This window comes from uncultured Psychrobacter sp., from assembly GCF_947495825.1.
GTDB lineage: Bacteria > Pseudomonadota > Gammaproteobacteria > Pseudomonadales > Moraxellaceae > Psychrobacter.
On record NZ_CANMAH010000002.1, the window covers coordinates 195,681 to 211,291 of the forward strand.

Consider the following 15,611-nt stretch of genomic DNA (forward strand, 5'->3'; position numbering starts at 1 on the left):
AAAGTCCTTTAGTTTGCCTGCTCAGTAGTTTGGGCATCAGGTTGAGCTTCACCTAACCATTTTTCTTCGATTGTCTTAAACGTTCCTTCTGCTTTAAGTTTGGTGATACCTTCATTAACAGTGTCGATAAGCTGAGTGTTATCCTTTGCCATTAGTACAACTTGCTGCGCTGAAGGCGTATCTTCACCTTCATACGGTACGATAGTCACTTTATATTCTGGATGAGTTTTAGCGGTATATTGCAAAATAGGCAAATCATGTAGGATAACGTCGACCTTGTTTTGCAGTAGGTCTTCAAATAGTAAAAAGGCTGTGGTTCTTGTAGAAAGCTCACCATATTTGCCAATTTCTTTTAGTTGCTCTACAGGTTTTGCACCTTCCATACCAGCAACATGTAGTCCTCCTAAGTCCTCTAAACGCTTCAAGTTTAAGTCTTTATTTGAGTACATCATGGCTGATGGGTTAAAAAAGTAAGGTGTGGACAAGCCATACTTTACGTTACGGTCGTCTTTATAAGAGATACCTGATACAGCCAAGTCACGACCGCCAGTCTCTACGCTATCAAACATGTCTTGCCAAGTTTCTTTATAAAACTCGACTTTAAAACCTTGCTCTTCTCCAATAGCACGGATAGCATCAATATCGATACCTTGCATATTTCCATAGTCATCTTGGAAAGAAAACGGAGGCATTGTACCTGTCGTCGCCACTTTAACTACTGGTGCGTCATCAGGTAATTTACTAACAAAAGTATCTTTGTTTTCTGCCACTGTTGGACTGGTTGTAGTTGCATTTTCTTGCGTAGTTGTATTGCTGGCGTTGTTAGAATTGCCACAACCAAATAAGCCCACACTTAGTACAATAGGAAGTACACGATATAACTGTTTCATAATCTATCCTTGAAAAATAGGGAGGTTTTACAGTTTAATAAAACGCACTTGTCGTTCTTTCATATTCAACATTTACTTTTTATTTAATACAAAATGATTTTTCATAAATACCTTTTGTATTTTGAATCAATAAACTGTCATAAACTCAAATGAATTTTGACTATTGCAGCTTAAAAATAAATATTGAACCCATATTTTTCACCTAAAACGATATACAATGACTAGGTAAATAACACGTTGAACTCGCAGTACATTTATTACACAAACTTACAATGAATAATACTCAAGTAACTTTGTAATAGCAATCAAGGTAAGCGAGTGGTAATTGATAATCGTTATCATTAAATTGGTAAATTTGCATACAATAACGCCTATGTAGACATAAACGGTGTCAGATAGGTTCAGGTGTTACAAAAAAAGCATTCATACGATTAATATGTATGAATGCTTTTTAACAGAGAATTTTTTAGTTAATTGAGTGTCTTTGAGCTGATAAACATTAAGTATTTGGTTTACGTTGTTCTGATACAGCTTGCGTCAGATCTTCACCGAACCATTTTGTGGTTAAAGTGGCATACGTACCATTTTGTTTTAGACTCTTTAATCCGGCATTGACCTTTTCAAGTAACTCAGGTTGCCCTTTTTCAACAAGCAGTACTTTGTATGCACTTTCTGCATGGATATCTTCATAATCAAAATATTTTGGCTTCAAATCAGGCAAATCGTTCATAATATAGCGAAGGGCACCTGCATCTTCGGCAACCGCATCAACTTCACCCCGCGCCATAGCCTTTACTGCTAAAAAAGTTGACGGATATGGGCTAACAGATTCAACATTGATTTCGCCACTACTAAAATAATCATATTGTACGGTATCGCTAAGCACTCCAATCTTTACATCGTCTAATTCGTCTATAGAGGTAAGAGTTAAGGACTCATCTAGATATACCAAGCTTGAAGGTAGCGGCGCATACGGGTCTGACAGTAAATACTTTTTGTCACGTTCCGCACTATATGGTACAGCCGCTGCAAGCATATCTCGAGTTTTGTTATCTAAGTTATCAAACACCTCTTCCCATGGATCACTATAGATTTCGACTTTAAAACCTTGGTCCTCACCAATCTCACGCATAAGATCGATATCAAATCCAGTAACACTTCCATACTCATCATTAAATCCATAAGGAGCAAACTGCGCGTCAGTAGATAGCTTTACGGTCGGTGCATTATCAGGCAATTTACTTACAAATTCATTTTTGTCTTTGATAGCTGCAGTGCTGTTGGTACTTGTATTGTCTTGAGTAGTCACATTGTTGGCATTACTACAACCAAACAATCCTACGCTCAGCATCACTGGAAGTACTTTATACAATGTCTTCATAACTCATCCTTGAAAATTAGAAAATATTTGTAGCCTCTCAAATAACAACTTAACGGATTTGTATATAACTTTTTTGTAATACAAAAAACAAACCGTTACATTTGATACTAATTCAGTAATTTTAGGATAGCTAGAAACATAGCAAAAAACAGATGAATGGACGCACAGTATGACGAAAGGTATTAACAGAAGTTATTATGAATAATTACTCATTTATTTGAGAAAAATAATTTTTTAGTTTTGTATTAAATATTATAGTATGAATTTTATTATAGATATAAAAAAAGCATTCAGTACCTATCAGGTACCTAAATGCTTTTAAATAAAGATCCAATAATAGAACTTTTAATCTGTATCTTCAAGATTTAAGTTACGATCTATTTTCCAAATTAAAAAACAACCGAGGCTCATCAAGGCAAACATTGCAATACCAATCTTAAGCACAGGATTGACTGGAAACAGATTCAATAATAACCCACCAAAAATACCGACTGAAAACATCAAAGAGCCTTGTAATGCACTCGCCATACCAGCACGGTGTTTTTGAAACGCTAACGCAATGGCAGAAGCGTTTGGCTGAGTCAGACCAAGACCTGAAATACAAAAGAAGATACAGCTTAAAACAAGCGGTAGCCAAGCATCCGTACCAAGAAAAATCCCAACTAAAAATAGTACGCCTGCAGAAATCACCTGCATCATCGCACCAAAACGTAAGATACTCAAAATACGAAAGCGATTGGTAAGCCATTGATTAAGCTGAGTTAATGCCACAAACCCTGCAGCATTCATACCAAAGAGCCAACCAAAATGCGTCGCTGAGACCCCATAAGTGTCCATAATTAATTCAGAAGCTGAGCTAATATAGACAAACATCGCCCCCATCAACAGCCCGCCACCAATCGCTGGATAGTTAAAGTTTTGATCCTTTAATAGGCTCCAATACTGATTGAGCACCTCTTTAGCAGGGCGTACATTACGATTTTCTTCTGTGAGAGTTTCAAAAAAGAAAAACTTAGTTAACAGTAAGTTAAGCACCCCAAAAGCCGCTAAAAACCAAAAAATAGAATGCCAACTAAAGAATTGTAAGAATAGCGCGCCAAGAGATGGCGCTAAGATAGGTGCCAGTCCCATTACCAAAATCATAATAGAAAAAGCTTTGGCAGTTTGTTTGGCGGTAAGTCGATCACGTATCGCTGCGCGAGTGACGACAGCACCCACACAAGCGCCAAGTGCCTGTAGCGTCCGCCCAGCGAACAACACATACTCGTTACTGGTCGTGGCACAAACTATCGATGCAATAACGTATAGGGTCATGCCAATATATAAAGGTTTGACACGACCAACACGGTCACTAAAAGGACCATAAAACAGCTGTCCAAATACCAAACCAAAAAAATAAGCCGGTACAGAGTTGGCCATAAATGCTGTGGTTACAGCAAAATCATCTGCCATCGATGGTAGAGCCGGCAGATACATGTCGATAGATAATGGCCCTATTGCCACAATCAGCCCAAGCATCATAATCCAGGCAACAGGCAAATCAGCAGAACGCACACGCTCAGCAGTAATAGGTTTATTGGGCAAAGAGGATTTTGGAGCAGACATAGTGAGACCATTCTATACAAAGATTGTCGTTGATACTTCGATTGTTTTTATCCAATATAAACTTTATCAATAAAATGATCCTATTTGTTGACAGAAATCACTGATAAAAACAATGATGCATATCTAATTTATTATCATTACAAATATGCAAGCGGACAGTCCTATATCGTACTATCTGCTTATATTTCAATAGACGTACACCGTTAATAGAACAAACCTCAATAATTAAACACTAACCAAGATAACGCCATAAGTTGGGAGTCAAATTAACGAAATTGGCGTTTGCTAAATGCTGTACTGGCTTCTTTGGCTTTTTTGAGCGCAAGCTTACGATTTCGTCCTAGCATAAGTTTTAACTGCCACATTTTTTCTTTATATAGCGTGGTATGCGACTGCTGATACATGGCATTGATGACACGCTTACTTGCGAGCACCGCATCAGGAGAACGCTCAGCGAACTCAGCGGCCAGCAGCTGTGCCTGTTGTAGTGGCGACTCGCTACAATGACTAACCAACCCCAATGCTCTCCCCTCCTCAGCATCAATGGTACGCGCACTCATTGCCAGCTCTTTTAGCACGTCTGCACGCACGACCCCTAGCGCCGATTGCGTCAGTCCCATGTCTGGTACCAACCCCCATTTGGCTTCCATAATAGATAGTTTGCAATCAGGATGGCTGATACGCACATCACAAGCCAATGCCAGCTGCAATCCTGCGCCGATACAGTATCCTTCTAATACAGCAATTACAGGAACTGGCACCTCGCGCCAGACCAAGCAAACCCGCTGAAATAGGCTTTGGTGAGGTTTAATTAATTCCCAAAAAGCGTACGCTTGATTTTTAGGATGATTCAAATCACCCATATCGATGCCAGCACAAAACGTCCTCTCAGCACCATTAAGAATGACAGCACGTAGCGTTTTATCCTTACTAATATGTCCAGCAGCAGCAATCAGCTCATCAACCACTTTAAAGCTCATAGCGTTCTTTTTTTGAGGACGATTTATAGTGACGGTGGCAATATTTTCGGTAATGCTAACTTGTAGGGTTTCATATTGATAAGCGGCGATAGCATGCATAACAATCCTTAATAAGCAGTTTGGATGATAAGTTGATGTTCGTTTTAGCAGTTATATTTTATTAATCTTAACAGGCTTATATCTGCTATGCCGTGCGAATAACTGACTGTGAAGGTAGCAATTTTCTATTAGCCATAACGTTCTATAATATCTGGCTCTTTGCTCAAGCCGCCGCTAACCAGACATTTATTTTGATGACTTCTTCCACTAGATTCTTTTTTAAATCAGATCCTTTTTTAAATCATATCATCTTCCAAGTCATATCATTTTCGCTTAAGCGATGATAGTTCAATTGCGGATATGGCGACAGATCAAGCGTTTGTAAATTGGTAAGCGCAAGCAACAAATCTTCATAATATGGCTTGAGCATAGCAAACTGTGCTGGCGTAGTATGTTGGACATTTAATAGACATTTATCTTCCAAATCTTGACTGGCTTGACGTAACTGCGGTACACCAGTATAGCGACTGGCACCCAAAATACGATGTGCAACTTGCGCCAGCATGTTTCGATCGCGTGCTTGCCATGCTTGAGCTAAGGCTTCTTTTTCATCTGCTATTGTATCGATCATCATAATAATTAGCTTGGCGGCCAGATCCGGCTTGTTTGCCGAACGTGTCAACGCATCTTGCCAATCTAGTATCTCCAACCCTTCTATACTGCTGTTTTTTGAGCCATACTCATGCTGTGCCTGTTCTGATGAGTAGCTTTGTGACTGCTCATCTTGTTCGATGAGAGTGTCCTCATGCAGCTGGTTTTGGTACTGTAAGCCTTGATAACGCGGCTGAGTCGCCCGTTGGGGTTCTCGTCTATACTCATCACGAGGGTGAATATCTCGCATATAGTCGTCACGAATTTTCTTTAAAGAGAGCGGCCGTGGTACGGTTTTATCTACAGGTGGACTTTTGACTTTGGTATCGTCTACAGCATTAGACGCCATACTATCTGCAGCATCAGTAGATGCTATTTGTAATAAATGCTGCGACGTTGACGTGCGTCCCAACCATTTTTGTAGCACTTGTAATAACTGCGGCTGGCTAATTGGTTTGCCAACATAATCATCGATACCACTTGCAAGCAGCTTATCGCGCTCATCAGATAATCCATGAGCCGTTAGGGCAATAATAGGAATATAGCTGTCACCAACCTCTATTTTACGGATTTGCTGCGCCGCTTCACGACCTGACATACGCGGCATTTGAATATCCATAAAAATAAGATCGATACGGTCTTTATCCTGTAGTCTATCTTGTGAGTTGCTTTTTGAATGGGTCGATGTTTTTTCTTCTGTATTTGCGTCTATCGTTGAGGCAGCATTGGATGACACATGGGTTTGTGCGCGAGCTTGAGCTTTTGATATCTGTGTTTTGTTGGATAAGCTTTGTTGAGCAGATTTGGCGTTTTTTATATTTTTGGCCTGCTGCTTGCTGATCAATTCGATAGCATCAAAGCCGCTATTGGCAGTAATGACATGGATACCAAGCTCACTAAGAAGCGCATCTAATACCAAAAGGTTGGGCAGATGGTCGTCTACCGCCAGCACGGTTATGCCATGCCAGCGCGGTGCTTGCGCTGCGACCGGTTCGCTTTTCTTTTGTGTATCGAGCATGGCATATAACTGCCTTTTATCCAATGGCTCATATAAGACATTGGCATGATAGCGGTTTAATAATGCCTGATCAGCGGCAACCTGATAGCCAAACACAGCAAGCTTACCTTGATAGTGCAAACGAATTTGCTTGAGCAGTGCTGTCATGTCATCTTGCGTATCATTATCGACGATTACCCAATCCCAATAATTGCCACGCTCTTTTAAAGATTCAAGCACACCAGGTAGCGAGTTGGCTTGAGTAAGTTTGATAGGTAGAGCTTGCAGACTGGCTTTGAGGACTTGTCTTGAAGCAATGTGATTGATCCAGACCAATACATTGAATTCGTCATTTGCACTAGCCAGTGGCGCAAGTACTGGTAAGGCAATGGTTTGACCAGTAGCAGCTTCCAATACATCGATATGAGTTGGCATACGAAACCAAAATGTTGCTCCTTGATTGGCTATATTCTCTTGTGCATTGTCATAAAACCCAATATCACCGCCCATAAGACGTGTTAATTGCTTAGAGATGACCAAGCCCAATCCTGTGCCACCATACTGACGCGTGATAGAGGGATCGCCTTGACTAAAGCTTTGAAACAGCATCTTTTGGTCTGCAAGAGATATCCCCTTGCCACTATCTTGGACGCTAATCATTAGATGATTATCGCGATGATCATCTAAGCTTACGCGCACCACGACATCACCGCTATCAGTAAATTTAATGGCATTACCAACAAGATTGGTTAAAACTTGTTTGAGGCGCAGGGCATCACCTACGATTCGCATCGGCACATCGTTGTAAAATAGCACAGCCATACGTAGGCCTTTCTCTGCCGATACAGGAGAGAGCATATCGACCACGTCATAAATGGTGTCATAAAGGTCAAACTCGTGACGATCAAGTACCAGTTTTCCTGCTTCAATTTTGGAGAAGTCCAAGACATCATTTACCAGTGCCAGTAGATGTGCGGACGATTTACGAATGGTATGCACATACAAGTCTTGCTCAGGATTTAGCTCACCGTGACGCGCCAACAAATTAATAAATCCGTCGATACTATTTAGCGGCGTGCGCAGCTCATGACTGATATTGGCTAAAAATGCAGACTTGGCTTGACTGGTTGAGATCGCATCATCTCGAGCATTTCTGATAGAAATATTTTGCATCTCCATCTCGTCAAAAGCCAGACGTAGATCGTCTTCGGTTTGCTCAGCGTGGTCTTTTAAATCCTGAAAGCTACTGTGTAAGCGCCGTAACGTCTTAACCAAGTCTTGTTGTAATAAGTTTAACTCACCATCAGACTCAACGGGAATAGGCTTGTATAAATTGTCCACATGAGTACGCTGCAGCTGCAAACGCAGCTCATAAATAGGCGCAATCCAGCGTTTAGCATAGATATTGAGACTTAATAGCAAAATTAAGATAGTGAAAAGACCAGTAATGACCAGCGCCATCGCGATACGATAACGTGCAATATAAAGTGGTTCATTATCCATATCGACAAGCAACCACAATCTATGACCTTCAAAATCACCCAATACAGTGCCATAAGCTGTACCAATAGGCGTCGATTGCTGTGATAAAAAACTCTTTGACGCATCGATTAGAGGCCAACTCTCACTCACCCCATAGCCGACTGTTGCAAGTACCTGATTATTTTCATTGATAATGGCGATGCGTTGTACATGCTGCTCTGATTGCATGCGACTGAGCCTATCGCGAATCGATACCAATGTCGCCATCGCCCCTTGCGGAGCGTCTGCTGTCTCGTTGAGACTTTCATCAATGACTGCAGCAGTCGATAAGTGAGAGGTAGACACTCCTCCAAGCGCTTCTTCTGACAGCACTGTACTACTTAGTCTGCCTCCGCGAGCACTAATATAATGGTCCGAATGTACTTGTGATAACGGCAGATACTCAGGCCGAATATTGTTTTCAAGTGCTGCTTGACTGGCTGCTGCCATATTATCAATCATATCTTGCGAATTTTTTTCATTGGCTTTTGATCGCTGACGTTCTTGCACTAGCAATGCAGGGATCAGCTCAGTAACCATAGGCTTATAACGAATCAATACAGCCTCAGCTAATGCTTCTTGCTCTGATTCACTAGCACGCATCGTTTCATGAAAAACGAGAATACCGCCGACTGCCGCCAATACGCATATCGGTAAAAACACCAAGATGATCAACTGACCATAGGCGCTACTGGTATCAAAGCGTTTTTTGTATGCCATGCTAAATCTTATCCCTACAGATGTCTTTGCTATGTATAAATAGCCACTATAAACGGTTTTACTCAACCATTACGTTCTAAGTACTTGCGTTATTTTAGCAGCATTTAGAAGTGTAGGTATTATCTTCGCCCTTCATATCAGCTTATTATAAATATCTACTTTACATTACCATCGCTATCAATCGCCTCACCATCTATAGTTACTTATTCTTTTTAGTAGATAAGTTATTAGTAGATAGTTTAGGGTTTAGCTCTTTTAATTTTATTCATTTACCAAAATATCTTGATGCTAACAGCGTAGCCAAAAACAAAATGATATAATGATGCCATTTTTAATTTGTCAAAATTCTCGGGTAACAGCGAACCACTCATTATTGGCTAGAACAAAATTTAGAACCATATTTACAAACTATTATTCCAAAATAAATAAGGGTACCTTATGTCCTCTACCGCTACGCCAAACGCCAATTTTATCAATCAAGTCACCGAACTTGCTGATTGTGTCGGCCAAACACCGCTTGTAAAACTACATCGTTTGCCTATAGAGGAAAGCATCACCAATGGAGCGATGTTGCTGGCCAAACTCGAGGGTAATAACCCTGCAGGCTCTGTAAAAGATCGACCTGCTTTTAATATGATTTATCAAGCAGAACAGCGCGGAGATATCAAGCCAGGTGACACTTTGATTGAAGCAACCAGCGGTAATACTGGTATTGCCTTAGCCATGGTTGCTGCTATGCGTGGCTACCCGATGACCCTATTAATGCCGACAAGCTCAACCCAAGAGCGTAAAGATGCAATGAAAGCTTATGGCGCAACCTTAATCGAAGTCGATGAAGGGATGGAAGCTGCACGTGATTTGGCATTACAGATGCAGGCTGAGGGTCAAGGGGTTGTGCTTGATCAGTTTAATAATGCTGACAATAAGCAAGCGCACTATTTGACGACAGGCCCGGAACTGTGGACGCAAACTGAGGGCAAAATCACCCATTTTATCAGCTCAATGGGTACTACAGGTACCATTACAGGCGTATCGCAATACCTAAAAGAACAAAACCCAGCGATCAAAGTTATCGGCTTGCAACCTGATGAGGAAGCGTCCATCGCTGGTATTCGCCGCTGGCCTGCTGCTTATATGCCAGGTATCTTTGAAGCAGATTTAGTCGATGAGATCATGGATATTGATCAACATGTCGCTGAAATATATATGCGCAAATTAGCGAAGACTGAAGGTATTTTTGCTGGTGTATCATCAGGAGCAGCAGCGTGGGCGGCTATGCAAGTCGCCAAAGAGAACCCTGATGCTGTTATTGCCTTTATCGTTTGTGATCGTGGTGATCGCTATCTATCGACCGGCCTATACAATGTCGATGATAGTGACGTTGATGATAGTAGTACTCAGTCGTAATGTCTGCGTCACGCTTGCCGAAGTCACGCTTGCCCAATAAGTAACTAGGACTATTTATGTCATATGCCCTACCTGCCAATCCTGTACTGGTCTTTGATATTGAGACCGTGGCAGATACAGATGCTGCACGTCGTATTTATCCAAAACTGGCTAACTTAAACGACGCTGATGCGTTAAGTGCCCTGACTGCCATTCGGATACAAGAGGCTGGGCATGACTTTATGCGCTTGCCATTACAGCGCATAGTGTGCATCTCAGCGCTATACATCAAAGATGGACAGTTTTCTTTATTTTCTTTGACAGCAGATAAGTTTAGTGAAAAAGATATCCTTGCCAAGTTTTTTCGCGCCTTTAGCGATATCGAAACCCTGCCACAGCTGATTAGCTGGAATGGTTCAGGCTTTGATATCCCTGTACTTATTTACCGTGCTATGCAATATGATCTGTCCGCGCCATGGTTATTTGAAGAGGGCGAGCGCATTAAAAACATGCGTTTTGATAATTATGTCAATCGCTTTCAAACCAAGCATCTAGATTTAATGGACAGATTTAGCCAATATGGTGCGAGTCGCCGTGAAGCGATGGATGTGGTTGCAAGCCTGTATGGCCTACCCGGCAAAACCGATGTGGATGGCAGCATGGTAGGTGCTCTGGTTAATGATGGTGACTGGCAGACGTTATCGATATATTGCGAATCTGATGTCATGAATACATGGCTGATATATCTACGCTGGCTGCGTCTAACCGGTAAGTTATCTTCACCCGCTTATAATCATTGGCAACAACAAAGCCGTGACTATTTAACAAAATTTACTCAAGCAGATGGCAAAGCGCGCCATCACGAGTTTCTTGCCGATTGGTCATCTGCACCCGAACCATAAAAAGACAAAACACAGTATTATCAACAATAGCACTTACTCTCATTTTAGTTACTTATTATTAAGGCAGGTTTATGCAACCCACCGATACTCACACAGCACCTGACACAAAGTCGCAAGCCCGCGACACTAAAACGATTACTATCCCGCCTAATAAGAAAAAATCCAAACCATCGTCAAAGACGCGTCGGCGTTTGAAAGAGGCAGAACCACTACCCTTCAATGTCGATGGATTGTCACACGATGGGCGCGGGGTTGCCGTATATGGCAATGGCTTTGATGAAAAAGAGGGACACGTAGCAGACAAGCATGGCAAAAAAGTCTTTGTCAGCTTTGCCTTGCCGGGTGAAAGCGCCTTGGTCAAACTAACCAATAGCCGTGCCAGCTTTGAGGAGGGAGATGCGATTGATATCACAGCCAATCCAAATCCTGAACGTGCTGTACCGCCCTGCCCACATTTTGGCGTTTGCGGTGGTTGCAGCTTGCAGCACTGGCAGCCAGATGGCCAAATCAACTTTAAGCAATCGGTACTTGCTGAGATGCTTATGCATCAAGCCAATGCTGAGCCTGATAGCTGGCTTGCCCCTGTGGTCGGTGATCGCCTTGGCTATCGTACCAAAGCACGACTTGGCGTACGCTATGTCGCCAAAAAAGAAACTGCCTTGGTCGGCTTTCGTGAGCGCTCAAGCAACTTTTTGGCTGAATTAAATGAGTGTCATATCTTAGATCCACGTATTGGCTTTGAGATTGAAAACCTAAAAGCGCTTATTAGTACGCTTGAGAGCCGCGATAAGATTGCCCAACTAGAGCTAGCAATGGGAGAATACCTACCAGAGCTGCCTGATGGCGATCAGCCAGTTGCTCTTATTGTACGTAATCTAGCCCCATTATCAGACTCTGATATCGAGAAGCTAAAGACGTTTTTTGCAGCGCGTCATTGGCAGCTATACCTACAGTCCAAAGGCGCTGATAGTATCCAACGTATTGCTTTAACTGATAAAGACGACTTAAGCCAGCAATTTGGACGTTTATATTATCAACTGCCAGAATATGACCTTACCTTTGAATTTATCCCGACCGACTTTACGCAAGTAAATCTCTCTGTCAATCGTCAGATGACCAAACTTGCTTGCGATTTGTTAGATTTAAAAGCAGGCGAGCGGGTACTAGATTTGTTTAGCGGTTTAGGTAACTTTAGTTTGCCCTTAGCTCGCCTTGTTGGTGAAACTGGCGCCGTGGTAGGCGTCGAAGGTAGCGATGCAATGACGGCCCGAGCAGCAGACAACGCTCGCCGCAACGGTATCAATAATACTGAGTTTTATAACCAAGATTTGACTCGCGACTGTACTGATGAACCTTGGGCCAATCAAGGCTTTGACGCCCTACTCATCGACCCGCCTCGCTCTGGTGCTTGGGAGATCATGCAATACTTGCCTAAATTTAATGCCAAGCGAATTGTCTATGTTTCTTGCAACCCTGCTACCCTTGCGCGCGATACAAAAGCCCTGTTAGAGCAAGGCTATCGTCTCACCCACGCTGGAGTGATGGATATGTTCTGTCATACTGGTCATGTCGAATCCATCGCTCGCTTTGAGAGGATAGCGAGTTAATTTTATTAATTGTACCGTTAGGCTCTTTACTGCTCTAAATTGAACGGTTTTGAACGAATAAAATTTCGTCAGAATATAGTTACGCTTATATGCATTATCACTACAGAGCCTTGCTTGAAATACCATTTTAAAGTGACATAATAATACCCATACAAGCTGTATGTGTATTATTCGCACATTGTGCATATTTGCGCTTATCGTCTCAAAATACTGGGCATAAACTCTTTACAACAGCTGCTAAAAAACGGATTTTTGCAGCTGTGTTGATCACATCTAATAATAATGTATTACTGTGTAGATCAAGCGTTTTTGCAGAGCAGGTAAGACGATAAGAAATTTCGAAAATAGCTAAGAGGAGCCGGCTATGGTAAAAATTCGGGAAGGTCTACCGCTTATTGATGGACAAACAACAAAAAATGATAGTGCGACCATAGCAGCGCAGCTAGTTGCAAGCCAGCGTTCTCATCAATCTGCTAATAGTTACGCTCAAGTGCCACTTGATATTAAACAACAGCTGGCAACCCATAAGCTGCATACCACTTTTGATCGCTCTGCCCGATACTCTTATCACAGTCATGATCCTAAATTAGAAAACGAATATTCGGACCTTATTCTTCCAGACGATATGCAGATGCTTACAGAAGCATCTATCGCTGATGATTCAGATCAAGCCAATATTGATGTGCCTGTATGGCTTGATAATGTCGCAAAACGTATTGATCAAGACTCTGTCCCTAATTTAGCGGCTGCTTGCGAGTTTATTCGTAGTCGTATGAATACTAGCGAGTCTGAACGTTCTGGTGCTTATGTGACGGGTATTGGTATGGCAGATATCTTGACCTACCTATACCAAGATGAAGACGCTTTGGTGGCTGCTATGTTATACCGTAGCGCACGTAAGTCGCTGGTGAGTTTGACTGATATTGAGCAAAGCTTTGGTGCTGATATTGCACGTTTAGTCAAAGACGCTTTGGCGATGGGAAAGTTGTCTGCCATTATAGAAAGCAATAAACGTCTAGAAGATCATTTCGTTAATAATCAACGCGATCAGCTATCTAACATCTATAGTATGCTCATTTCTGTTACTAATGATGTACGCGTAGTGCTTATCAAGCTTGCCGAACGTACCTTTGCTATGCGTGAGCTATCATTTTCCAAACCTGAACGTCAACAACGCGTAGCTCGCGAAGTGATGACTATTTATGCACCGCTTGCTCATCGATTAGGTATTGCTCAGTTAAAATGGGAGCTTGAAGACTTAGCTTTTCGCTATCTTGCCCCTGAGCGTTATAAAGAGATTGCCAAGTTATTGTCCGAAAAGCGCAGCGAGCGCGAGGACTATATTCAACGAGTGCAAGACAAGCTCAATGAAGCTTTAGCAGAAGCTGGTATTACCGCTGATGTCTCAGGACGAGTTAAACACATTTATTCTATCTATCGCAAAATGAAGCTAAAACGCTTATCGTTTGATCAGCTTTATGACATTCGCGCACTGCGAGTATTGGTAGAAAACCCAGCGGATTGTTATCATGTGCTAGGCTTAGTACACGGCCTATGGCGTTACATTCCTGAGCAGTTTGATGACTATATTACCAATCCAAAGCCAAATGGTTATCGCTCTTTGCACACTGCCGTCATCGCCGAAAACAAATCACTTGAAGTACAAATACGTACCCAAGGCATGCACTTTGAAGCTGAGCTTGGCATGTGCGCTCATGTAAACTATAAAGAAGGCCTCAAAAAGAAAAAAGACAACTACCTCACTCAAAAGATCAGCTCATTGCGTCATCTGCTTTCTATCAATAATGAAACCCGCAATCAAAATCGCTTAGGAATAACGCCAGATGGTGAGTTCAATGACCGTGAGTTAGGTGAACTAGAAGACGAAGAGCCAATCGTTGATTTTGATGAGCTCGAGAGGATTTATATTTTTAGCCGAGATGGTGACATTACTGAACTGCCAAAAGGTGCTACCGTACTTGATTTTGCTTATTATGTACATACGCAAGTAGGCAATCGCGCTCAAGCAGCTCGAGTAAATCAGCGTTACGTGCCGTTGACTTACCAGCTAAAAACTGGCGAGCAGGTCGAGATTATCACCAAGGCCGCCCGCGAGCCTAATCGTGATTGGTTGGTCGCATCACTTGGTTATATTCATACCAATCGCGCACGCTCTAAATTACGCCAATGGTTTAATAAGCAAGACCGTGATAAAAATATCGAGATTGGTAAGCAGATGCTGAGTAAAGAGCTTGAGCGACTTTCAGTACATCCCAATAGCATTGATTTGAATGACTATACGCAGTATTTTCATGTCAATAATACGGATGATATCATCGTCGGCTTAGTCACAGGTGAAATTGGACTCCATCAATTAACTGGTCACATTTCTCGTCAGCTCCATCTAGAGCCTGAAAAAGAAAAGGAAGAATATACGCCTAGCGTTGATCCAAAGACGACAGGTAAACTTGACGCGTATAAAATCTGCATTGATGGCTTAGATAATATTGAGGTAAATTTGGCGGGTTGTTGTCATCCTGTACATGGCGAGCCAATTTCGGGTTACATTACTTTGTCTCGCGGTGTCAGTATTCATAATCGTGGCTGTCCTGAATATATGCGCCTGATTGAACGCGACCCTGAAAGAGAGATTAGTGCGGCTTGGAAGTCTAAATCCGGTCGCTACCAACCTGTCGATATCCATATTGAAGCTTATGATCGACGCGGATTATTGCGCGATTTGACCCAAGTTATTGACAAAGAAAGCGTCAATATACGCAAGGTTGAGACCTTGAGCACTGATGACAATATTGCTTCGTTAAAATTCCATATTGAAGTTTCAGGATTGGCGCATCTATCTAAACTGCTAGCCAAGCTCGAGCAGCAGCCAGGTATCTTGCATGCCCGTCGTACCATTGTCTAACAGCTAACA

The 15,611-nt window shown here is 42.1% G+C and carries 9 protein-coding genes; 4 read left to right on the forward strand and 5 right to left on the reverse strand.

The genetic code is table 11. The features are described from left to right. Positions 1 to 8: 8 nt before the first annotated feature. The 5 genes from Q0895_RS03645 to Q0895_RS03665 form a co-directional block, all read right to left on the reverse strand. On the reverse strand, positions 9 to 890 hold the full coding sequence (locus tag Q0895_RS03645; RefSeq protein ID WP_299185583.1) for a transporter substrate-binding domain-containing protein: 882 nt from the start codon (positions 888 to 890) through the stop codon (positions 9 to 11). A gap of 499 nt (positions 891 to 1,389) precedes the next feature. After that, positions 1,390 to 2,271: a transporter substrate-binding domain-containing protein gene (locus Q0895_RS03650; RefSeq protein ID WP_299185585.1), complete on the reverse strand. Its 882-nt coding sequence runs from the start codon at positions 2,269 to 2,271 to the stop codon at positions 1,390 to 1,392. Between the two features lie 345 nt (positions 2,272 to 2,616). Beyond that, positions 2,617 to 3,876 (reverse strand): multidrug effflux MFS transporter, encoded by a 1,260-nt coding sequence (locus Q0895_RS03655; RefSeq protein WP_299185587.1) that lies wholly within the window; start codon positions 3,874 to 3,876, stop codon positions 2,617 to 2,619. A gap of 266 nt (positions 3,877 to 4,142) precedes the next feature. Continuing rightward, the gene (locus Q0895_RS03660) at positions 4,143 to 4,955 is read right to left on the reverse strand and encodes a crotonase/enoyl-CoA hydratase family protein (RefSeq protein WP_299185588.1); all 813 of its coding nucleotides are present in this window, start codon (positions 4,953 to 4,955) and stop codon (positions 4,143 to 4,145) included. 241 nt (positions 4,956 to 5,196) lie between these two features. Beyond that, complete coding sequence (locus Q0895_RS03665) at positions 5,197 to 8,784, reverse strand: ATP-binding protein (RefSeq protein WP_299185589.1); 3,588 nt, start codon at positions 8,782 to 8,784, stop codon at positions 5,197 to 5,199. 438 nt (positions 8,785 to 9,222) lie between these two features. On the opposite strand from Q0895_RS03665, the gene cysM reads away from it, so the two are divergent. The 4 genes from cysM to Q0895_RS03685 all read left to right on the forward strand — a co-directional run bounded on the left by cysM (position 9,223) and on the right by Q0895_RS03685 (position 15,602). After that, positions 9,223 to 10,191 carry a cysteine synthase CysM gene (gene cysM, locus Q0895_RS03670; RefSeq protein WP_299185590.1) on the forward strand — a complete coding sequence of 323 codons (969 nt, stop codon included), beginning with the start codon at positions 9,223 to 9,225 and terminating at the stop codon, positions 10,189 to 10,191. A 56-nt stretch (positions 10,192 to 10,247) separates the two neighbouring features. Continuing rightward, positions 10,248 to 11,072 (forward strand): 3'-5' exonuclease, encoded by an 825-nt coding sequence (locus Q0895_RS03675; RefSeq protein WP_299185592.1) that lies wholly within the window; start codon positions 10,248 to 10,250, stop codon positions 11,070 to 11,072. 71 nt (positions 11,073 to 11,143) lie between these two features. Next, entirely contained in the window at positions 11,144 to 12,679 is a 1,536-nt protein-coding gene (gene rlmD / locus Q0895_RS03680) for a 23S rRNA (uracil(1939)-C(5))-methyltransferase RlmD (RefSeq protein ID WP_299185594.1), read from the forward strand. A 364-nt stretch (positions 12,680 to 13,043) separates the two neighbouring features. Continuing rightward, a complete protein-coding gene (locus Q0895_RS03685; RefSeq protein WP_299185596.1) occupies positions 13,044 to 15,602 on the forward strand; it encodes a bifunctional (p)ppGpp synthetase/guanosine-3',5'-bis(diphosphate) 3'-pyrophosphohydrolase in 2,559 nt (852 codons plus the stop codon). Positions 15,603 to 15,611 lie beyond the last annotated feature (9 nt).

Excerpts from the sequence above, each read along its gene's own strand:
- Q0895_RS03645 (WP_299185583.1), bottom strand. The coding sequence starts at position 890 with ATGAAACAGTTATATCGTGTACTTCCTATTGTACTAAGTGTGGGCTTA.
- Q0895_RS03650 (WP_299185585.1), bottom strand. The coding sequence starts at position 2,271 with ATGAAGACATTGTATAAAGTACTTCCAGTGATGCTGAGCGTAGGATTG.
- Q0895_RS03655 (WP_299185587.1), bottom strand. The coding sequence starts at position 3,876 with ATGTCTGCTCCAAAATCCTCTTTGCCCAATAAACCTATTACTGCTGAG.
- Q0895_RS03660 (WP_299185588.1), bottom strand. The coding sequence starts at position 4,955 with ATGCATGCTATCGCCGCTTATCAATATGAAACCCTACAAGTTAGCATT.
- Q0895_RS03665 (WP_299185589.1), bottom strand. The coding sequence starts at position 8,784 with ATGGCATACAAAAAACGCTTTGATACCAGTAGCGCCTATGGTCAGTTG.
- cysM (WP_299185590.1), top strand. The coding sequence starts at position 9,223 with ATGTCCTCTACCGCTACGCCAAACGCCAATTTTATCAATCAAGTCACC.
- Q0895_RS03675 (WP_299185592.1), top strand. The coding sequence starts at position 10,248 with ATGTCATATGCCCTACCTGCCAATCCTGTACTGGTCTTTGATATTGAG.
- rlmD (WP_299185594.1), top strand. The coding sequence starts at position 11,144 with ATGCAACCCACCGATACTCACACAGCACCTGACACAAAGTCGCAAGCC.
- Q0895_RS03685 (WP_299185596.1), top strand. The coding sequence starts at position 13,044 with ATGGTAAAAATTCGGGAAGGTCTACCGCTTATTGATGGACAAACAACA.